The organism is Myxococcota bacterium (assembly GCA_040387835.1).
Lineage (GTDB): Bacteria > Myxococcota > UBA727 > UBA727 > JABDBI01 > JAZKCZ01.
Map to the genome: position 1 here is coordinate 161,386 of JAZKCZ010000001.1, position 21,513 is coordinate 182,898.

Genomic DNA, 21,513 nt, shown 5'->3' on the forward strand with positions numbered 1-21,513 from the left:
GCCCTATGCGTACATCTCCGACTTCAGTTTTTTCTCCCCGGTCTTTGTCATTGCCGAATGTACCTGAAATTGAGTCGCCTGTGCGGGTGGACAGGCGGGATAGTTTTCAACGTTCGCCCTTACCTGTGCCGCGAACGGCTCCGCCTGATATTTCAAAGCTGGAAGATATAGAAAAATATTACTCGATTAAAGGCGGTCTGAAGAAGTCAGATATTGACGATATTAATAAGAGCCTAAAAGCGAAGCAGTATTTTTCCTTTTTTGATACCGACTTACAGAACGCGTTGGCCAAATCTCGCAAGTTTCTCAAGGAGATGATGGCGGGTGAAAGGGACTTAAAGAATTTTCCGACCCTATTTTCAGAAGTAGATTTAAATACTTTGGGTACACCCGCTTTGGTTGCGGCCATCAAGCGCAATTTGACAAATGGGGTTAGGAAGTTGCTGGATAAGATGTCGCCCGAGCAAATTGAGGCAGGGCGGGTTGAAGGTCGGCCTTTGCTGCTCTGGGCGTTGACGCGACCTACCAACACATTTGCGAAGCTTTTAGTGACTCGCATGAATAACTTTGATGGCACTGGCATTTTAGATCATTTGCACAGTCGAGCAGATTTTGACGTAATTAGCGAAATACTTAAAAGGCCAGCCGGGCTAAAATCGGTTTTTACTTGGAGGGATGCACGTGGAAATTCGCTGTTAATAGAAGCCGTTAAGCGGGGAAACACAGAGCTTGCGCGCTTGATCCTGAACACCCCCGGCCTGCCTGAAGATCACGCTGGGCATTTAAATGCGGCGAATGAATCCGCATTGTGTTTGGCTTTGAGATACCACTACACCGAGCTTGCTAAGCTACTCATGGCAAAAATGACTTGGAGTCAAATTGTCTCCAAAAATCGAGCTGGGGTAGGTGCTCTGGATTTTGTACGCACGGCGCAAGATTTGGAGTTCTATTGGGAGCAAATACAGCTTCGTGGCATCACAGTTGTGGCTCATAGCATGTTTGAATGCCGCGACTTGAAAGGCAACAGTTTATTAATGCTGGCCGCGAAAATGGGTCATGGCCCTTTGGCAGACACGATTTTGGCATTGCCACAGCTCACACCGGACCACCTAACGATTGTGAATGATGGTGGTCAAAACGCACTCGCGCTCGCTTTTGAAAATGGCCACCCAGATTTGGCAAAATCCTTGCTGAAAAGAATGAATATCGCACAAATACAGTGTCGCAATCCGCAAGGTCAAACACCCCTTCAGGTTGCGGTTTCTAAAAGGATGTATGACGTGGCTTTGTACCTGGCGACTTTGCCGGCTATCAAAGATGTTTTATTCATGCGGGAGAATCGGTCGAAACGTGTTTTGCCAAAAAAAGAGTTCGTGCATCGTCTATCGGAAGAGAATCTAGCCCGGATTTATGCGGACCATCCCACCCTTTCAGCCTTTGTTTCAAAGTATTGCGCTTTTTTGAGCCATCAAGAAGCCATGAATTTAGGCATCGTTTTCGGAAATGTCGAAAGGCGGGAAACTAACATCGCCGGGCTTCCTAAAGATCCACAAGAACGCAAAGTTATGTACGATGCCATGCGGACAAACTTGGAGCATGTGGCCTTAAAGCTTGCTGATAAGAGCATTCCTGTGGAAACCAAGAAATCCGCTTTGGTAGAGTTGGTCGAAAGCGCCGATAAATGCATTACCCCTCAGTTCCAAGGCGCTTCTATCGCACGGCGATTGTTGTCAGATAACATGCCGAGCACTGAACGCGATTTATTGCCAGAAAGCCAGCTCGAAGATATTTTATACCGCTTGCGTGCTGAAATCGTCGATAAAATTGTCATGGCAAGGGCAAAACTTAAAAATAACAGTGTCCATGTTTACAACGGTGTTATCGCAGCAATTGGAAAGGAAGCAGGTGTTTTGGACGCTACCGCTTCATACCAAGCCGACCCAAGCTTCAGCATGAGTCAAGCGGCATTGATCGAGGAGTTCTCAAACGAGTACACGACGCAGCGTATGATTCAAGCCGTGATTCAGGCCGTCGCTACCAAGCAAATTTCCCCTTCGACCATTTCCGAACTGATATCTAAGTATCTGTTAGCCGGCGTTGCTGAAAGTGACTTTGAGACTCTTTCGGAGCAACTGTTTGTCGGCCCTGATTATGCTTTGTCAGACATAGCCATACCTTATCTATTGCTGAGCATGGACTTGCTGGAGCCAGCGGACCCTGCCACCGACCCTTTGGTCACTGGGGGCAAGCTGGGCCTAACCAAGGCAAATCCGCCCGCACTGATGAGACACTTGGCGAGTCAAAAACAAGCCTTATTGAAAGACAAATTGGTCGAACAAGCAAACTTGGCCGAGGCGCCTTACTCGGAGCCATTGGCTCTGGCCATGAATGACCTGCAAGAGGAGATTGAAGTTTTGCTCAAATGGGCCTCAGTGCCTGAAGGCACCTTGCCCAGGGCGCGAGAACTTAACGAAGATGACATTCGCAGAGCTGGGGAAATCCTAGCCAACACGGGCCTACCCAGAGAGCACGGCGATCCACAGTTCAACACGGCCGTCCAAGCGCTCACGGCAAGCGGAAAATGGACCCTGGCGCAGTCAACCCTACTGATTGAAGAAATATTTTTTCTCAGCCCTTAATAAGCACTTGCACTTCGAACTCGCGAGACAAAAGGGCGTGCTTTTTCTTTAATGGCGTTTTTTTGGTCCAGCTCCGCTTGTTCGCGCGCTTCGATTCTCGCAATTAGCAGATCGTGCGATTGTTGTAATGCTAAAATAGGTCGTAAGTGCTTGAGTTCTGTCAAAGAGAGCAGGAAATGCTGTTCTGTTAAGTCGAACGCAGTCGCTAAATACTTAACTGGCCTGCACCATTGTCGCGCTTTTCTTTTCGCTTCAGATAGCTCAAGGTCTTTTAGTAATAGAATCGCTTCTATGGCATCTGTTTGATTTTTTTCAATTTCATCTCGAATATCTTCTTCCGAAGTTCTTACTACGTCTCCAGCTTCCAATTCGTTTAGAGTACGCCTGTTTAAGTAAGCGAGTAGCTCGTTTGCATGATTTGCCCAGAGTTCCGCGTTGACTGAATCACCCATTTGACCATAGATTTGGCCTAATCGGGCTGCGTAAATCGCGGCATTTTCGGCATCCCTATTCTGGTAGAATTTCAAGTAAGTTGCTTCTGGTCCCGTAATGAGTCTTGACCGAAGGTCGTTGTAAATTTCTGTCCAATACCCCTTGGCTAGGGCGTCTTCGCTAACTAGTCGTACCATTTGAGAAGCAATGTGGACACACCTGCACCAATCTCTGTTTTGATAGGCAACATTGAATTCATTTTGCAGCTGGGGTTGGCTAACAAAATCGGGAGGTAAGTGTTCCGCGGCAAAGCAATTCACTGCACCAAATATGGCAATTACTAAAAATAGTTTAATGGTCATGATTTATCCTAATTAATTTATTTATTTAAAGAAATATATAATACAGTTAAATTCGTTTAAGTCAAAGTCCATGCCAAGGGGCCCATTCTTTGTGTTGAGTAACGTAATTCAAGCTGTTATGGCGCCGCTGATGAGTAGATCTTCGTTGCGAGCCTTTATTTTCGCCCTGACAGCCCTTTCAACTCTTCAAGTAAAACCTGCAAATGCTGGACCCGACGAGCCGCCGCGGTGGTTTAGACATAACCCGTATAATATTGATGGTAAAATGGTTGCAGCGCTACCCCGGGCAATGCCTGAGGCAAATGCTACGGTTGCGAGTAGTTCTCAAGATACAATACCCCATGAAGTGGAGGCCTTAGCGCCCGTTACCTGGGCGGAGGTAGTACAGGAAAAGCCGGCTATTTTCAGGCTTACGGTACAGATTTCGAAACATTTGGAACCGAGGATTTACGGATATGCTGGTTTGAAATGTCCCGAAAAGGTGCTTGTTGCTTGGGACATCATCAAGGACTTCCATAAAGCTGACGGAAATTTTGTGGGAGATGTTGTAGGAGATATCGTGGGAGATGTTTCTAATTGTGTGCGAGTTGCGCATCCGAGTGACCGTATGGCTAGAAATGTTACAGATGACGAGGTTCAGCATTTTGAGAGTTTGCGCCGGCGAAAACATGCATCGGTGACCAGTTATTTTGAATCCAGTTCTGTTTACGAGCGGTGGCGAATGGTAGAAGTCCTTGTTTTCACTGGTTTTAAGACCAACACTGTTATGGTGATTTATACAGGCGAAGCTAACTATCAATTTGTTCCGAGATTGGCGTCTTATTTAGGTGCGTTTGTTCGAATGAAGAAAGTTGTTGCTCAGAGCCTCGACAGATAAAATTTCTGCCAAGTTTACAGCTTCGTGACTAACTATATCTATGAAGATATGTATGCTGGTTTTTGCCCTGGCTATTACAACGGTTGTTCGCGCACAAAACATCGAGCTTGGCCCTGATGAGAGGTTGGTCACCATTTTGGGTACCAACGATATTCATGGCGGCATCGAGCCTAACTTTCCTATGTGGGCTGGTATGGTGGATGACATCCGCCAGCGGACCAAAGACCGTTACGACCAACGGGCAGGGGTGCTGACAGTCGATGCCGGTGACCAGTTCCAAGGCACATTGATCAGCAACTATACCGAAGGCATGCTCATCTTCGCCGCGATGAAGCTCATCCAATATGACGCCATTGTCCCTGGCAACCATGACTATGACTTCGGCCCCATTGGATGGCTCGTTGACCAAAGTGCCGACACCAGCAGACGTAGAGAAGCGCTGGAGAAGGCAGCTTTCCAAACAGGCGTGCCGCTTTTGTCCGCCAACACTTTCTATAAAGACTCGCTCATGGATACTGCAGGTGCGCCTGTAGCAGTGTCCAACACAGGATGTCTGCCTAAGGGCCCTGCTTCCCAAATAGATTGGTCGAGAGCCCGGCAGCCATCGTTTCTAAAGCCTTACCTGATTAAACACGTTGCCGGGCTGCGCGTGGCGCTGATTGGTATAGACAACGTGAACACGAATATCTTAACCACCGCAGACAACGTCGCAGACCTATGTTTCGGAGACGAAGAAGAGCATTACAAGCGCATCCGTAAACAATTAGAAGGCAAAGCGGATATTTTCATCATGGTCGTTCATGATGGCGATGTAGCCGTCATTGAAAAGCTGACTTCGCCCGAAAGATTGGTGGATGCGGTCATCTCCGGGCATACGCACCAAGTCTATAGCCGACGTATAAATGGCGTTCCTTACGTTCAAACCGGATCGGGGGGCCATTTTTATGACCGAGTCGACTTGGTGTGGGATAGCAGTGCCCGAAAAATAGTAGACGCGCGCACCCAAAGCTCCGCCGGCAACCCCATCACAGGCCCTCATTTCAACGGCGCCGTCCAAAATCTGTTGGAGCAAGCCCGCAGAGACATCGCGCCTTTTTCTGGCAGGCCCGTCGGTAAAGCCGCTGCGCCTATCACCCGTGACTATATTAACGAAAACGCCTTAGCAAATCTGCTGACCGACGAATTCAGGCGCATAAGCGGCACCGAAATAGCCTTCCTAAACGGTGGCGGTATCAGGGCGAATCTGCCGGCATCAGATCTAAGCTATGAAGACTTTTTCAAAATCTCCCCGTTTTCCAACAGAGCTTTAATTTTAGATCCTATGCCCATCGAAAATCTAATCGCTTTGCTCAAACAGTCCATCGTCACTTGTGGAGCCTATGGCGCGCTCTTTCAAAGCGGCCTCACAGTGAGTTATCGCAGGCACTGCACTGGAGATGCTAAGTTAGACTTAGCAGCCAAATTACTTCGAGTTGAACAAATTGGCGGGCCGATATTATACACCGAACAAAGCGGCATTAATCCACAAGCACCTAAACATTTCCGTATCGCAACCATCGATTTTCTAGCGACTGGCGGGGACAGATTCGATGGCTTTAAACAGATTCCGATTGTGAAAGATTTGGGGATATTGAGAGAGCTGTTGGTGGAGGATTTTGTTCGAACGCGACCAAATTTTATTGGAAAAATCGATGGTCGATGGAGAAATGAAGATATTTAATGTTGCTTTAATTGATTTTTTTAATAAAATCAATTATTATTGAATATCCAGTTGACAATGAGCGCTGATTTGTCCACATAACTTCGCGCATGAAATACTTTTTAATTTTAATACTATCCGTCAATTTTGCTAGCGCTGGAAAGCGATCAAAACCACCTGCGCCGCCCGTTCAGCAAGATGACGGCGCTGCATCAGATTCTGAATATACTATTAAGTTGGAAGATTTATTGGATGGTTCAAAAACAATTAAGGATATGTGCGAAAACGACTTAAATTTGGATACGCTGATCGAGGATTTCGAACGCCGCAAGGGCAAAACTCAACTTAAAGCGCGGCGAAGTGACATCGAGGCGTTGCGCCAACAGGAAAGAGATTTCGTTGCGCAAAAACGGCAGCAAGCGAGCGAGCGCCGTCAAATGGCTCATATGGGTCAGCGTGGTCCCGTGGCAGCGACACTTTCTACGAGATTGGTGGCCCCAGAAAACGCGACTCAGCTCCAAATGGCTCAGTGGGATCAGATCCTTGCTGCTATTGAGGCATCCGACCATGAATATGCCGGAACTGCTCTGAGAGAATTACGTTTTGCCCGAGCGTTTCATGCTCAAAATGCGGTTTTAGTTGAACATATTCTCGGAAATAGACTGACTGGCGACGCTCAACGTGGATATGTTGCTGCGATGCTTGGTACGTCTGTGATGAACATTCATGCGGTTCACATCGATGAAGGTGAACACCTTGCTGAAAGATTACCTAATTTGCTGGGTATGATTATACATGCACTTGAAAGTGGTGTTCCAATCGACTTAATAATTACCTGGATTGGATCCGGCTCCGGTTGTTTAGAGCAGAGAATCCGGGCTTTTGGCAATTATTTCGCACGCTGGCTGTCAGCCCCACAGCCCTCGTCGGGACCCGCCCCTGCCGGGATGGGGCACCGCACTCACAAGGCAGCTAAATAGGGATAAATCGTCACCCTGTTGACTGTTATATTTAATACAATTATTATTCCATTCAATATTTAAATTGATGGATTGTATTGTATGAATAAAATTTCTGCCTTAATAATTGCTTCTTGTTTTTTTAATCTATTTTTCGAGCCTAGCTTAGAGGCTGGGCGGAAAAAAGGCCCTGCTATCCCCCTGCCTTCTCCTATTGAAAGTGATGAAGAGGACGCTGACGATAGCATTACGTTGGAACGACTTCTTCGTGGTCAAGTGACCATGCTCGATGTCGTTGAAGCAAGTAACATGGCGTTTTTGATAGCCGATTACGAAAGAAGAAGGGGAAGACTCAGTCCAGAACATACAAAGGGCTTGCAGCACCTGTTTGGCATTGAGAATGAGATTTTGAATGAAAGGCAAGAGGCCGAAAGGTTGCGCAATCCGGTAGCGGTTAGAGAAAAGCAAAAGGTAACCAAGGCAACGAAAAAGCCTGTTAAGCCTGCTGCAGCCAACATTGCTTCTTACAATGCTTCTGAGGCAGATTTACAAGACTGGGACCAGTATATCCGTATTTTTTCTAACCATCTGCATCAGGCTAGAAGTGAATATGATATACAACAAACCATTGATTTGCTTCAATATTTCCGGGATTTCCACGCTCACAATGAAGAGCTTTCTAATCGAATTTCACAGGGTGATCTTCAAGGCGATGGTTTAAAAGAATATCTTCAATCGATTCTGCCAAACGTTAAACCTAAAGCAATCCATGCATTGCATTGGGATCAACATCAACCTTTGATTGAAAGGATGCCGGCATGGTTAAATTTATTGCGACAAGTATTCGAATTGGTTCCCGCTAAAATAACCTTGGATGACGTAGGAAATTGGATAGGTGGTGGCACAGGCTGTGTTGAAAAGAGATTTGAAAGCCTGGTTAATGGGTTTCTTCAACGCAAAGATCATGTTGCTCAAACCCCGAATGAGATAGCCGCTGCGTATTTCGAAAACCGCCCATATTTAGTCGACTTTTTGGTTCAAGCTTATGATGTTGCTTTGAAACTGAGAGTGCCCAACATGCCGAGCAGTGCATCTTTATTCTTGAGAAGCTATTTTACTCGATTAATGCGAGTGAATCTCGGAATCGACATTGGTTTTATGGACATGGAACATCTCTTAATGGAAGCGGCTACGGTTACGCCTATGATGGGCTATGACGCGACGCCATTTAAAGGCCTCATTAATGAGCATTCGCCCGCGACAACAACACGCGCGGACATCTCCATAGAACGCTCACCAGCGAAGGTCATGGATCGCTCTTATTCACGTGGCACTCCGTTGACACCAGCGGCTACCAACTCTCCCTCAAAACAGGTTAAGAAAGCCCGACCCGTGTATGATCTACGCGGCGATTGCGCATTTGATGCGCTGACTGCCGCAGCAGCACGAGCAGGCATTGCTCTCAGACTTTCGCGCTCGATATTTATCGATGATGTTATAACAGAGTTCCAACGCATCCTTTCCATCCCGCAATTATTGGCGAACGATAACGAATTTCTCCTAAGACTGACCGCTATTTTACGAGCAAGAGGTTTTCTGCAGCCAGGCGAACAGTTAACGCAGCACCACCTTAACCAATGGTCCCAATGGTTCGGTCAACAGCAAGGTCCGGCAGCTGATAATCTTGACTTAATGTTGCTAGCTCAGCTCTATGATATAAATATTCAGATTAACGTGCTTCAAGGTCCAAACGTAGTGCCAGATGTCGGAGGCAATTTTGGACCGATAGACCTAAATCATGACCCTTTATTAAATATCGTATTGTTAAACGAAAACCACTTTGTTGCTATGGCTGATTTCCATGGCGGTATGTTAGGTCCCACTCCAGCGGGCCCTGCGCCAGCAGGGAGAGCTCTCTTTGGCCTGGATACGAGCTTCTGACGGATATTGCGATCTATACTTAAAATTGGCACTCTCACCGCATGAGAGTGCTAATTGCTACAGCGTTTGAGAATTCCAAAGACCCATTTGAAATACTGGCTCAGGATTATATCAAACGGACGCAGTTATTGTTCCGTCCCGAATTAAAGCAGGTTAAACCCAATAAGTTGTTGGCTGTAACAGAAGGTTGTTATCGGGTTTTGTTAGACGAAAATGGCGTTGAGCTTAACTCAATTGAATTTTCGAAGAAACTTCACAAGCTTATCGAACAGCCTCGGCCAGTTGCCTTCTTAATCGGGCCTCCAGATGGCCATCATGCTGAGACAAAAAAGCTTGCAGATGCTGTGTGGTCTTTGTCTCGATTAACTTTGCCGCATAAGTTAGCATTGTGCATGTTGGCAGAACAGGTCTACAGGGCTGGCGAGATAGCGCGTGGCGGACCTTATCATAGGATATAAGATATTAATATTTAGGTAAGCTTGAAATAGAGTACGGCTCTGTTCTAACTTAGCCTATATGGGATTTACCGGTTTTAAGGCTGTCAGTGCCTTGATTTTTCTTTTGAGCATCGCGTGCAGTAAAGAAGTATCGCCTCCAACGGGAGGCAATGGGCCCCAAGAACCCATTGTTCTATGCAACACTAGTGCCGAGTGTCCGTCGGGAAAGGTGTGCGACTTTACCTTCCCGTCTCGAGGGAAGGCTGGGCAATGTCTGGCGATATGCCCAGCAGATGGCAATTGCCCGGCGGGTGAAGTTTGCAGCCCCATCTCAGGAGCTTGCGAGCCGAGTTGTGCTGATAGTGGTGGTTTATGTGATAAATTAGATTTTTCAAATTCCATTAGGGCTGTGTGTATTAAACCTGACGGTTATTGCGCCATTCCCTCCAGCGGTGCGGGGTGCCCATCGAATTTTAAAGCCGCCAACAATTTCTGTAAGTTCGCTAGTGAAAATAGATGTTTAGGCACATATAAGGGCGTTCAGCTAACTTCCGATCCCATCACGCAAACCTGCGAACTTCAATGTTCTTTCAACAACGATTTGTGCGAAAGTCAGCTGAGTTCGCTTCAAATACCTGGCTCTAACCCTGTCACATACAGGTGCAGCAGGGTGACCGCGGTGTGTGCCCCGCAATGTGCTCAGTCGCCCGATTGTTCCAGTAATACGCTGCGTAAGGTGTGTGCGATTAATCAGGGTTCAGCCAATGGTGGTACATGTGAAGTTGGTTGTTCCTCGCCAGGCGCTGCGTGTTCTGACGCCCCAGGACTAACTTGTTCCAAAAGTAGCCTGCAGGATGGACCATTTTGTTTGATTAAATGTTTTGAACCTGATTACTACTGTCCACAAGGCACCGCTGGGCCCAGCTCCACAGACCGTCTAAAATGTGTTGATGGTGCCTGTAAATAGGTTTTAAAGCTGCGTTTGTTTCAAGTTGTAAGCTTGTATTTTAGGCCCGCTCAGCTTTACAGTTGTAATATGCGTGATTTTCGACCGATTTTGATATTTGGGGTTATAATTTTAGCACTTGGCTTTTCATCTGGGTGCTCTGATGCTAAAAAGGTCGAATCGAATTGGTTGATTGACTCACGTACGTACGAACAAAGCGTTGCTAACGTTGGTGCTGCTTGCAGTGCGACAACTTCTTGCCCAGCGAATTTGGTTTGTGACTATTTGTTTGCAGGGCCACAAAATGGTGAAGGAACGTGCCAAGTTCCTTGCAAAAATGCTGGCGGAGCTGGTGCGCCCTGCACAGCGGGACAAATTTGCAATCCTCTAACGGGCACGTGCCAGGCTGGATGTAATCAGCAAAATAATAATTGTTCTGACGAACTTAACGGAAATACCAATGGGGTCATACAGTGCAGCTCTTCAACAACCGCTCCTGGATATTGCGAAATGACTTGCAAGACAACGGCAGACTGCAATTCGCCTGGCTCGGATAGTTCAAAGAATGTCTTGGTTTGTGATACCTCTAGAGGTATTTGCGCGCCTAACTGTGGCGGCGGTGGTTCATGTGCCGGAGTGGCGTCGCCGGATAAACAAACTAATTTGAGCTGCAATACCAGCATTAACTTCTGCTATTTAACCGGATGCTCTACAACCTGTGCTGCGCCAAATCAGCAATGTTCGAATGGCTATTGTGAGCCAGCAGCTTGCACCTCTAGCGCAGGATGCCCGGCTAGCCAGATTTGCAATCTTCAAACATCACAGTGTGGTGCTTGCAGTGCTAATTCGGAATGCAACGCAAGAAATGCCAATTGGATTTGCAATGAGGGCGCTTGTCAGGCCCCATGTAATGCTACTTCCTGCTTAAATGGTCAGATATGTAACTTGAGCTCTGGGTTGTGTGGCGCCTGCAACTTAAACTCGCAATGCTCTGTAGGCACAACTTGTGAGAGTGGCAGCTGTTCATGTACCGGTGCAACGTGTAGCAGCGGTGAGCCGTGTGTCAATAAGACCTGTGTGGCTTGCACAGATAACAGTTTGTGCCCTTCAGGGCAGGTGTGTGATGTGTCCAATGGTACTTGTCAGGCCAAGTGCACAGTAAGTTCTTGTGGCAATAGCCAAGCTTGCAATCTAGCGACGGGCCTTTGTGGCTCTTGCAGTGCGTCTAACGCGTGTGCTTTGACCCAAACGTGCAATCGGTTTGGAATCTGCGAAGAACTGTGTACCGCTGGGAGCTGCAGGAGCGGGAGCGTTTGCGTGAATGGGGCATGTTCGGTCTCTAACGCCAAGACAGATCACTGTGGTAATGGGGTTGTTGAGACCACTCTTCAGGAAGCCTGCGATGAAGGGAAGTTGAACACGTCATGCTGCGTCGATGCAGATTGCGGAAATGGTCTAATCTGTAACGCTGGAGAGGCAGCTTGCATCGGTGCGGAGTCTCCGACTTATGGACAATGTGTATACCCCAGCGGGAAACCGCAAGGAAATGGTTTGAATGGTCATTGCAGTTCGGATTGCTCGACGGTTTGCGCGGTAACGGTATTTCCTTCAGATACTACGAATCCCTTCACCACAGCCGCAGCAACGAGTCCTAAGAGTTTACACAATCTATTGTCGACTGCTTTGGGTGTAGATATCGCTCCTATATCTTGTGATGGTAACGCTGCTTGTCCAGCGGGCCTAACGACTCTCTCTGAGGGGAGCAGTTGTGTTTGTGTGACACCCTCAGGCATTTGCCCCGACCCACAGGGCACAGGAAGCTATTGGTCTACGGCTCCTGATGTCGCCATTTGCCCATGCGGATATGGCGTATGGATGGCTAATGGCCAATATTTGGATTCTCAAATAACTGTGAATGGTTCCCTTAATATTTATGGTGGATTTAGTGGAAGTGAGTATTCTATTTACGATCGCCAGGATTTAGTATCCGGCGCTAAGCCCTTAGGAAGCAGCTCGTTTAGTGGAACAATCATCAATAACGCCAGTGCCGAACCCTTATTGCAATTAGGGGTAGGAGGCTCGGGCTCTTCGAAAGTTACTTTAGATGGATTTCAACTTTTGAATGGTAAGTCTAGCATTGGAGGTGCTGCTGCATGTGCGTCTGATACCTCTGCTCCTTCACCCTCGGGCGGAATTACTATCTGTAAAGACGCTAAGGCCACGCTTCAAAATCTCCGGATGGTAAAAAATCATTCGGATTTGGATGGCGGCGCTATTAAGAATACAGGCGTTATGGTTTTAAAAGAGTCGGCAGTCATATTGAATGATGCGGGTAGTCAAGGAGGAGGAGTAAGCCATATGGCTGCATCTTCTCTGCCGGAAAGTACCATTGATGGCGTTGTTTTCTATGAAAATTCTGTCGAGAATTTGAGGCTTCTTCAGCCGGTATGCTCGGCGGGTGGTCAGGGTACATGTCCTTTTGGCTTATCTTGTCCTCTGGCGGGAGGGCCATGTATCGGTAGCCCAACCCTGCCGATTCCCTTTCCTTGTAATTCAGACGTTCAATGTTTACCGGGGCAAAGTTGTCTTTTATCCAAATGCTCAGGTCCATTTGGGGGTTGGCCTCTTGCTGCGGGCGGAGCAATCACTTCTAATGCCCCTGGAGGCGGTTCCACATTGACGATTCGTCGATCCAAATTCAATTCTAACCACACTTATATGAATGGAGGCGCCATTTATTCTACATCGCCTCTAAATGTGACGAGCTCTATATTTGTCGCGAACTCCGCCAGTAATGCCGGGGGCGCGGTTTATTTGGGTAACGTGCGCACCAGCTTTTTGTCGAATTTAACTTTTAAGGATAATAAATCTTACACGGTAGGTGGTGGTGGAGTTTATGACGGCTCTAGTGGCAACGTAACAATTGAAAATAGCTTATTTAGAGACAACCAAGGGTTGTATCCTGTTAATGCTAGTAATTTATTGGAGTGGATGGGTAATAGGACGGCAACCGTGCCAATTAACTCGATTAACCCAAATATCGTTGTGACCTCAACGACGAATCCAGTACAACCATCCTTTCAACCTTCCGTGTATTCGTACCTGGATATCTGCCCGGCCAACGCCTACGTTTACAATAGTACATCTGTGGGAGATAGTCCGATGGGTGTGTGTACTGGGACTGATACGCAGCTTTGCGGCATTCCAACTACAACTGGTTTCGGAAACAATATTACTTTTAATTCGAACGCAGTCAGCAACAAGTGTAACGCTCCACAGGAATTTGCAGACTGTGCAGCACCGACTTATCGTCGATGTCAGCCATTTTCTGGCAAGGAGATTCCGGGTGTTGTCGTTACGTCTGTGAGCTCAGACATAAATGGAAATATATTTAAAGTACCTATTTTGGGAGCTTATGTTCCAGCAACTTGCACCAGCGGCTGTGTGCCTTGTAATGATGATTCCGACTGCAGCCTATTAGGTAAAACCTGCTCTAACGGTGTTTGCAGTTAAAATAAGGCGCATGAACTGGAATAAATGCCCATGTTTGCGGTACACTTAATTATGCGCCTATTTGCATTTGTCACGATACCAATTTTGTTTATTGCTTGTGCGGGAAATCTGGCGGATGGCATCGATGTGTCAGTTTGTACCACTCAGGGGCAGAGTGATGGTCAAGGTCATGTTTGCTTAGGTGGTACATGGAAAGCACTGTTAGATGGCATGTGCGGTACCAATACTAATGGCAACATAGATGGGTGTGCCAAGGGCAAGGTATGTACAAACAATGTTTGCACCTTTCAACCTAGCGCTTCCCCTGTATGGTTTATGACAGACGGGATCGAGAGTGGTGCTACGCTGAATTCTAGTTCCAATACACAGGACTATATATATAACATCCTGGCGAAAGGCTATGACTCTTTAGATGACTTTTGTGCTACTCAGGCGCAGCAGTCAATATATCCCGCAATGAGAATGCAACGAAAATGGTACGCCCTAATTAATGCGCAAGGCACTGCTCAAAACTCCAGAATGGCATTGCTGTCAACTTACCCTACCTTCCTTGCGCCCAATGGTCAGTCAACTGCTGGAGTGACGCCCTCTGTATACGATAAAAATGGAATTAATAATTTATTGCCAGCCTTCACAGGGTATTTTTGGAGTGGTATGTTGGCTACTCAAAACGCCAATTATTATTTAGATCCCTCTTGCCAAGTCAATGGCGTATCTTGGGCGGCGACATCAGGGCAAGCTAATACTTGCTATAGCACCGGGGGCCTGCTCGACTGTGGTAACCCAAGTCAATGTGGGCAGACGATAGGTTTAGCTTGTGTAGACAGGGCCCCTTGAGCTATCACGGTTCATTCGCTGAATTAGAACCCAACATGGATATAATCTTCGTTCGTGCATGTCCTTCATCCCAAAGCGCACTCCCAACCTCTGTGACCACCCTCAAAAACCCAGGCGGCAAATCCGTAGCCGCTTCAATCTCAAAATCAGGCTGCTTTTGGATGGCAGCCAGCGTTTCTGGGTTGCTGACTTGGATTTTCAACTTACGTCTGGAACGCAACTTTTGAATCCCGTCGTTGATAACGCTTTCCTGGTTTGCTTTGTCCAGGCTTAACGGCCCGCCTAAAATTTTCTTGGAAATCTCTGCCGACAAGCGGGTTAAGGGAGCTTTCAGGTCGGCGCATTCCTTCGCGCGGTCCATGAAGATCTGCACGGCCATTTCTGCGGCTTCGGCGAAGGCTTCGTTGGCGCCCTCGACTTGGGCTTGTTCTTTGGCTAGGACGGCTTGTTGCTTAGCCTCGTCAATGATGCTGCGGCGGTCGGCGAAGGCTTTGACGTAGAGTTCTTTGATATCTTGCTGCTCTTTGTAGGCTTTGCCTTTGACGACGACTGAACGAGTCACTGGGATCTGTGCTGGCTTTTCGGTGCTTTTAATAATGGTTGCCATTTTATATCCCCAGGACCCTTGAAATTTCTTCTACTTGGGTTTTGAGCTGGGCGTCTATGACGCCGGATTCGGTTTGCAGCAAGATGCCTTCGGAGACTTGTTTGTCTTCGCGGATATCGATGTCCTTCGCTCTTTGAAGTAGGTTGATTAACTGCTCTTTATTGTTTTTGAGAATCTGGGTGTGAGCGGGATTGGCTCTGATGCGGATGATTTCAGCTTCGGATACCGTTTTTAAGGCCTCTTGAACAAAGCGCAAAAGGGCGTCGGGGGATGATTTGAGCTCGCTGGATACCAAGGTTTGGGCCACGCTTAGGGCGTTGCGCACCAAGTCTGGCTCCATCTCAGAGGCGTAGATGGTCTTGAGCTTGGTAAGCTTCTCTTTTAATTGCGCGGCTTGCAATGCGCCTTTTTGTTTGCCCTCGCTTTTGGCTTCGTCAATTAAAGCCTGAGCTTCTTTTCTTGCATCAGCTTCTTCGGCGCTGATTTTGCTCATGGCCGCGTCTAAGGTTTCGCCCACAGAATCTCCTCGGTTTGGGTATTAATATTAGCCAGTCTGCTCCAAGCAAACAACAGATCGCTTAATCTATTCAAGTATTTTATGATTTGGGGTCTAATTTGAGTGCCGCTTTCTTTTGCAAGAATCACTTCTTGTTCTGCACGCCTTACAGCCGTACGGGCCAGGTGCAGGCGGGCAGCTAGTTCACTGCCTGTGGGTAGCACAAAGTTTTTTAGCTGTGGCAGCTGGGCATCTACGGTGTCGATAATTTGTTCGAGCTGTTCAATGCGTTGGTCGGTGAGCAAGCTGTTTTCTTGAACGCGTGTTGCAACGGACGCAAGCTCTGCACCTGCATCGAACAAATCGGACATGATTTGTCTAAGTTCAGGCTGCAGGTCCATGGAGATTACTGCGGCAAAGCCGATGGCCGCGTTGGCTGCGTCAATGCTTCCGTAGGCTAAAACCTGCGGGTGTGCTTTGGACACTCTTTCGCCGCCGAAGAGATCGGTTTCGCCGGCGTCACCTCGTTTGGTGTAAAGTTTCATCGACTACGTGTCTATCCTGAATCCTAGTTCAAAACAATGAGACGGCTTAAATTTCGATTTACCAAAGTATTTAGGCTTCTGACTTGAAAACGCTTGAGTCGATTTACTAAACTTAAGGCGTATGTTGCCTTGCTCAAAGTTTGTATGCTTCTTTAGCTTATGCGTATTTGTGATTTCATGCAGCAAGGAGGCAACCCCTAACGGCCCAGGAAATGGCGGCAATGGCAATGATCCTTCTCCTGTAACCGAATGCAATTCTCAGGCGCAATGTCCAGGGCAGGTATGCGATTTTAACTTTCCGACGGGCTCTAGCGCTGGGCAATGTAGGGCGATTTGTCCCGCCAGTGGCAATTGCCCGGACAGCCAAGTGTGTAGTCCCATTTCTGGAGCTTGTGAGCCAAATTGTTCAACTTCAGAAGCTATATGCAACCCAATAAAGGGTTTTTGCACGATTGCAGGGTTTTGTGCGATTGCTTCTGCTAGTGGGTCCGATTGTCCTAGTAACTTCACTCTTACTAATGGGTTTTGCAAGTTCTCATCGTCAACTGGCTGTGCAGGGAGCAATATGACCAAAGATGCTGTTACGAATACTTGTGAACAAAGGTGCACGCCAGGCGCCGCTTCCTGCCCACAAACTGTTCAAAAGCTTAGCCCTCAACCAACAATTACCTATGTTTGCAGCCCCATAACGGCTACTTGTGTTGCGGGTTGCGCGACTGGACAGACTTCGTGTGCGGATCCGATTCGCAGTGCGCCGCTGACTTTAAAAGGAACCTGTTCCTGTGAATTGGGTTGTGACGTTTCGCGCTTCAAGGATTATTGTTTAAATTCCAATAAAAAACTTGTTTGTGAGAGGCCGGAGGTCGGCCCGCCAGAGGTTTACGCATGTACCCAGGCGTGTACCACACAAGCAGATTGCTCGCCTGAATTGCAATGTTTAACGGCAAACAGCCCGCCGTATTGTGGAACTTTATGAAAAATTTGCTTCTGAGTTGGGGAATAATGGCGGTTTTTTTTACAGCTTGCTCAAATGAGCAGCAGCGTAAAATACAGAATTTTTCTGTAGGTAGCTGTTCTCCAATGTGTAGCTCGAATCAAGTATGCGACCCTCAAAGCAACTTCTGCCAAAGTGGGTGCAATCCAGCGCTACCGAACATTTGTTCCGTAGGGCAAATTTGCAACCCTGTTGTTTCCGCTTGTGAAGACAGCTGCAATTCAGCAGATGATTGCAGCTATTTACCAGGTTTAGGCCTGCCCACCTGCGTGAAGCAAGTTGGCAGTTCTGGCTATTGCGCTACCACCTGCAGTAGCAATTCGGATTGCGGCAATGGGCTCGTTTGTGGTCACGGCCTGTGTAAGGCACCTTGCAGTTCGGCAACTTGCGGTTGCGGCCAAGGTCAGGTGTGGGATCAGACCACCAACACCTGTGAAGTTTCGTGCACAATTTCGGGTAATCAATGCGCCGCCATGCCTGGCTATGCGTGTAGCGCTTTGAGTTCGACTTGTGTGCCCGGTTGTTCCGGTGCTACTTGCACGACCGGTAACGTTTGTTTTACTCCATCTGCCGGCTCCACCAGTACATGTGAAACCCTATGCACTGGCACGGGATCGTGCCCCTTGCCAAGTGATTCGCCTGGCGATCCGACGGGAACCTGTGTTTCGGCGGGGGGGGCGTGGGTGTGCCAGCTGAGTTGTAATACAACGAAATCGGATTGCCCTTCTGGGCTGGCTTGTTTGCCGACCAGCAACCCGCCGAACGGAACTTGCCAAGCGGTTGGTTGTACCCATGTCTGCTCGCTCTCTGGAAATTACGTGTGTCAAAATGGGCAGTGCGAAATGAAATGCGACCCCGCAGCCTGCGGCCCGGGTAACACTTGCATTAACAATCAATGCGGGCCCGCTGCTTCGTGTTCAACTTCGGAATCCTGTGACTCACTATCTACATGTATCGCAGGTCACTGTGCTACGTCTGTTTGTGGCGATGGATATGTGGGCAATGGTGAGACCTGCGACGAAGGCTCAGTAGGTCTTCGCTGTGGTAATTGTGCCAACGGCTGGACCTGCTCCTCGGCCGGTACGTCGTGCGTGCCATTGTTGGCCAATGGGCAGCCTGACAACGATTGCGCTACCAATAAAACCTGCCGAGGGAATGGTCAGCCCGGTCATTGCAGTAATTCGTGTAAAAATACTTGCTCAGTTTATGTCGATTATAGCAGCTCAGGCACCTCGGGATCGAACTTTGAAACTGCTGTGCCCAGCGTAACTTCTGCTTTGGCTTTATTAGATAATACGGGGCCAACAACGGTAAGCTGTACGCAGGGTAATGCATTTTCGAGCAGTGGTTGGATCGCAGCGCCTTCGACGGGATGTCCCTGTGGCTACGGAATTTGGGTGAAAAACGGCAGTTCTGTTTCTTCTTCAGAAAAATTTCCAATCCTTTTGGAAAAAAATATTGCTGTCTTTGGCGGCTTTAATGGGAAGGAGTCCAGTATCTATGATCGAACGGATAATGTTCTTGCGACCCCTGCGCCTTTGGGTTTGAACGGTTACAGCGGGACGATATTATCAGCAGGCAGTGATCCAGCGCTCGTCATTGGGGACGGTCAAACCAGCGTGTCGGTAATCTTTGATGGTTTCCAGATGATTAATGGGGATTCTTCAGTCACAGACTCCTATTGTGGCGCGCAGCAAGCATCTGGGGGTATTACCATTTGTAAGGCAGCCACCGCAGTTTTGAGAAACTTAAGACTTGATAAAAACTCAACTTCGGGCAGTGGAGGGGGAATTCGCAATATGGGCACGATGTTGCTCAACAATTCCGTCCTCTCACTTAATCATGCGCAATTGCAGGGTGGAGGAATTAGTTCGGAATCCTCGGGCTCCGCGAATCGGATAGAAAATGTCGTTTTTTTTGGCAATTCAATCATTAGCGACATCAGTAGCGGCATCCCTTCAATTTTACAGCCACTGTGTACTGCTGGGGGCGCGGGCACGTGTCCTTCAGGTCTTACGTGCCCGCCAGGAGGCGGGCCGTGTACAGGCGCTCCCCAGCCCGCGTGCACTTCCGCTGCCGCTTGCCCTGAGGGAATGGTGTGTAGTACCTCGGGGGCATGCGGTTGGCCTCCCGCAAATGGAGGCGCAGTCGCTATAACCGCCGGAAGTTTGAATATCTTTGCTTCTAAATTTAGTGCCAACCATGCGTACAATAGCGGGGGAGGTATTTATGCTGAAGGTACGGTCAATGTGGCAAGTTCAATATTTGTGAATAATTGGGCTAGTAGTTCTGGCGGAGCGATTCATATTTCTCAACAAGCGCCGGCCGCTACTTTGCAAAACCTAACATTGATAGATAACCGAGCCTATAACCAACCGAATGGAGCCATATTTGATGGCGCTGGTTCTACCGTGGTGAACAGCCTATTTAGAAATAATAAGGCATTGTATGCGATCAACAGTTCGCGGATGTCAGAGTGGGCCGGAAACCGCTTTCAAGGGGGGGCTGCCCCCAGTTTCCCGATAGGGGCACTGGCGCCGGTTCTAAATTTTACTGCTCCAGCTAACCCCGCACCAACTGGAAAACCTGGTTCCTATAGCTATTTGGATGTGTGTCCATCTATAGGATACATACCAAATCCTAATTCAACCGGGAATAGCATTGGAAACCGATGTTCGGGTTTGGACACAGAAATTTGCGGCATACCGCCGAGCGCTGCTGCCCAGATATCGGGCACGGGCTTTTCCACCCAGTCGACCTTTAATTATAATGCGGTTGCTGACAGGTACGGGGCTATCAATAAGTGCTCCCAATCGGAGTTTGTTAACTGTGTATCTCCGCTTTATACTAACTGTGCTCCAGCCGAAGGCTGGGGGATAGGATCTAGTTCCACTCTTCCAGCACTCTATCCGAATGATTTTACTGGGGCTCCTTTGGCTAATTTTGAAGGCGCTTATAACCCAGTTAGCGATTAAGGATATTCTCTTTTTTAGGGAGTTACATGCTAAACATTTGCCTAAGTTTTTTCCTTGTCTTACTTGTATCTTGTCAGTCGACAAATTCCATCGATGCGGATGTTCAAGGCTCAACCTGTGCGGCAGCTGACCCAAAGCCTGGTTACTATTGCGATTCGAGTGGCTCTTGGCAGTTGTTAAAAGATGGGAATTGCACTCGGGACCTCGATTGTCCGGCCCCGATTAATACTTGTTCGGGAAATGTATGTGTGAAACCTGCTATCCCCGCCAGCCGGTATTGGTTTGCTACAGATCCAATACGACCAGGGGTTACAGTCAATTGCGGTGTAAGCGGATGTTCCAATTATGACTATATCTACAATATTATGGCTAAGGGGTATGATTCGTTGGATGACTGGTGCATGTCTCAGGCTCAGCAGTCAAAGATATCCAAGGTGAGAGATGTCGCAGACTGGACAGCGTTGATTGTAGCTATGCCGGATTCGCCAACATCGCTTATCCCAAGTTTCTCCGGGTTAAACCGCATAGATCTTTTTACCAATACCTCTCAGGCAGGTTACATAGCCCCAGATGGTACAGGCTATACGCATAATATTACTGACAAGCATGGTACTGCAAGCGATGAGTTTATTGTGTGGAGCGGAATGAGTGGAACTTACGGTCAAGATTATTCTTCTAACTATTGGAGGACCGATTGTGGAACAATACCTTACAACTGGTTTAAGAAAATAAATTTCGACCCCGCCACTCCTGCGATGGGAGATTTGTCAACGCAGTATGTTAACAACTCGTGGTCCGGAACCCAAACTGGTAGTTATCCCGGCTCGGTTGCTTATTTCAATTCGTTTACCTTGTCCCCCCTTTGTGTGAAAAATGTGAGCAACACACCAGTCGCTTTTTTCGGAGCCGGTGACTCTACTGCTAACTTTAAAACAAAGACCGTTTACGACGACTATACTGGCAACGGATACTGTGAGAATGAGCCGCAACCAAATTTGCCCTATTACTATCCCAGTTGTCATACTGATTTTCTATTCGGCCCGTTTTATGCTGGGCTTTATTCGGTTGGTCCTATAGGCACGAGAGCGGCATTTAAGCCGAACAGACAACTGTCCATTGATGCGGCCCAGAGTTTTGGTGTTGTATGCTTACAAAGAAAGGCATTCGACTTCTAACTCGAATACGTCCATCTTTTTAGTTGTTATTCACTAGATGAGGCAGCTCAGTTTAATTCTCTTTATCTACTCTCTATCA

14 protein-coding genes are annotated in these 21,513 nt (G+C 47.7%); 10 read left to right on the forward strand and 4 right to left on the reverse strand.

The window, feature by feature from the left end; all coding sequences use genetic code 11:
• Positions 1-5 precede the first annotated feature (5 nt).
• Positions 6-2,639 (forward strand): ankyrin repeat domain-containing protein, encoded by a 2,634-nt coding sequence (locus tag V4534_00805; GenBank protein MES2503396.1) that lies wholly within the window; start codon positions 6-8, stop codon positions 2,637-2,639.
• Here the strand turns inward: V4534_00805 and V4534_00810 are convergent.
• Complete coding sequence (locus V4534_00810; protein ID MES2503397.1) at positions 2,636-3,433, reverse strand: hypothetical protein; 798 nt, start codon at positions 3,431-3,433, stop codon at positions 2,636-2,638. The two genes, V4534_00805 and V4534_00810, sit on opposite strands and share 4 nt — an antisense overlap.
• Before the next feature lie 94 nt (positions 3,434-3,527).
• Between V4534_00810 and V4534_00815 the strand changes: the two genes are divergently transcribed.
• The 7 genes from V4534_00815 to V4534_00845 all read left to right on the forward strand — a co-directional run bounded on the left by V4534_00815 (position 3,528) and on the right by V4534_00845 (position 14,642).
• Positions 3,528-4,310, forward strand: coding sequence for a hypothetical protein (locus tag V4534_00815; GenBank protein MES2503398.1), 783 nt, complete (start codon positions 3,528-3,530; stop codon positions 4,308-4,310).
• Between the two features lie 40 nt (positions 4,311-4,350).
• A complete protein-coding gene (locus tag V4534_00820; protein ID MES2503399.1) occupies positions 4,351-6,030 on the forward strand; it encodes a bifunctional UDP-sugar hydrolase/5'-nucleotidase in 1,680 nt (559 codons plus the stop codon).
• Between the two features lie 89 nt (positions 6,031-6,119).
• Positions 6,120-6,989: a hypothetical protein gene (locus V4534_00825; GenBank protein MES2503400.1), complete on the forward strand. Its 870-nt coding sequence runs from the start codon at positions 6,120-6,122 to the stop codon at positions 6,987-6,989.
• An 81-nt stretch (positions 6,990-7,070) separates the two neighbouring features.
• Positions 7,071-8,909: a hypothetical protein gene (locus V4534_00830; GenBank protein ID MES2503401.1), complete on the forward strand. Its 1,839-nt coding sequence runs from the start codon at positions 7,071-7,073 to the stop codon at positions 8,907-8,909.
• A gap of 41 nt (positions 8,910-8,950) precedes the next feature.
• Complete coding sequence (locus tag V4534_00835) at positions 8,951-9,367, forward strand: 23S rRNA (pseudouridine(1915)-N(3))-methyltransferase RlmH (protein MES2503402.1); 417 nt, start codon at positions 8,951-8,953, stop codon at positions 9,365-9,367.
• A 2,800-nt stretch (positions 9,368-12,167) separates the two neighbouring features.
• A complete protein-coding gene (locus V4534_00840) occupies positions 12,168-13,805 on the forward strand; it encodes a hypothetical protein (GenBank protein MES2503403.1) in 1,638 nt (545 codons plus the stop codon).
• A gap of 51 nt (positions 13,806-13,856) precedes the next feature.
• Positions 13,857-14,642: a hypothetical protein gene (locus V4534_00845; GenBank protein MES2503404.1), complete on the forward strand. Its 786-nt coding sequence runs from the start codon at positions 13,857-13,859 to the stop codon at positions 14,640-14,642.
• Positions 14,643-14,646: 4 nt separating this feature from the next.
• Here V4534_00845 and V4534_00850 read toward each other — a convergent pair whose 3' ends face one another.
• The 3 genes from V4534_00850 to V4534_00860 are packed head-to-tail and all read right to left on the reverse strand — an operon-like array spanning position 14,647 to position 16,290.
• On the reverse strand, positions 14,647-15,249 hold the full coding sequence (locus tag V4534_00850; protein MES2503405.1) for a hypothetical protein: 603 nt from the start codon (positions 15,247-15,249) through the stop codon (positions 14,647-14,649).
• A 1-nt stretch (position 15,250) separates the two neighbouring features.
• Positions 15,251-15,766 (reverse strand): FliH/SctL family protein, encoded by a 516-nt coding sequence (locus V4534_00855; protein ID MES2503406.1) that lies wholly within the window; start codon positions 15,764-15,766, stop codon positions 15,251-15,253.
• Positions 15,751-16,290, reverse strand: a complete 540-nt coding sequence (locus V4534_00860) for a cob(I)yrinic acid a,c-diamide adenosyltransferase (protein ID MES2503407.1) — start codon at positions 16,288-16,290, stop codon at positions 15,751-15,753. Before V4534_00860 ends, V4534_00855 begins: the two co-directional genes overlap by 16 nt.
• Before the next feature lie 2,391 nt (positions 16,291-18,681).
• Here V4534_00860 and V4534_00865 point away from each other — a divergent pair.
• Both V4534_00865 and V4534_00870 read left to right on the forward strand, forming a co-directional pair.
• Positions 18,682-20,259, forward strand: a complete 1,578-nt coding sequence (locus V4534_00865; protein MES2503408.1) for a hypothetical protein — start codon at positions 18,682-18,684, stop codon at positions 20,257-20,259.
• A gap of 401 nt (positions 20,260-20,660) precedes the next feature.
• On the forward strand, positions 20,661-21,434 hold the full coding sequence (locus V4534_00870; protein ID MES2503409.1) for a hypothetical protein: 774 nt from the start codon (positions 20,661-20,663) through the stop codon (positions 21,432-21,434).
• Positions 21,435-21,513 lie beyond the last annotated feature (79 nt).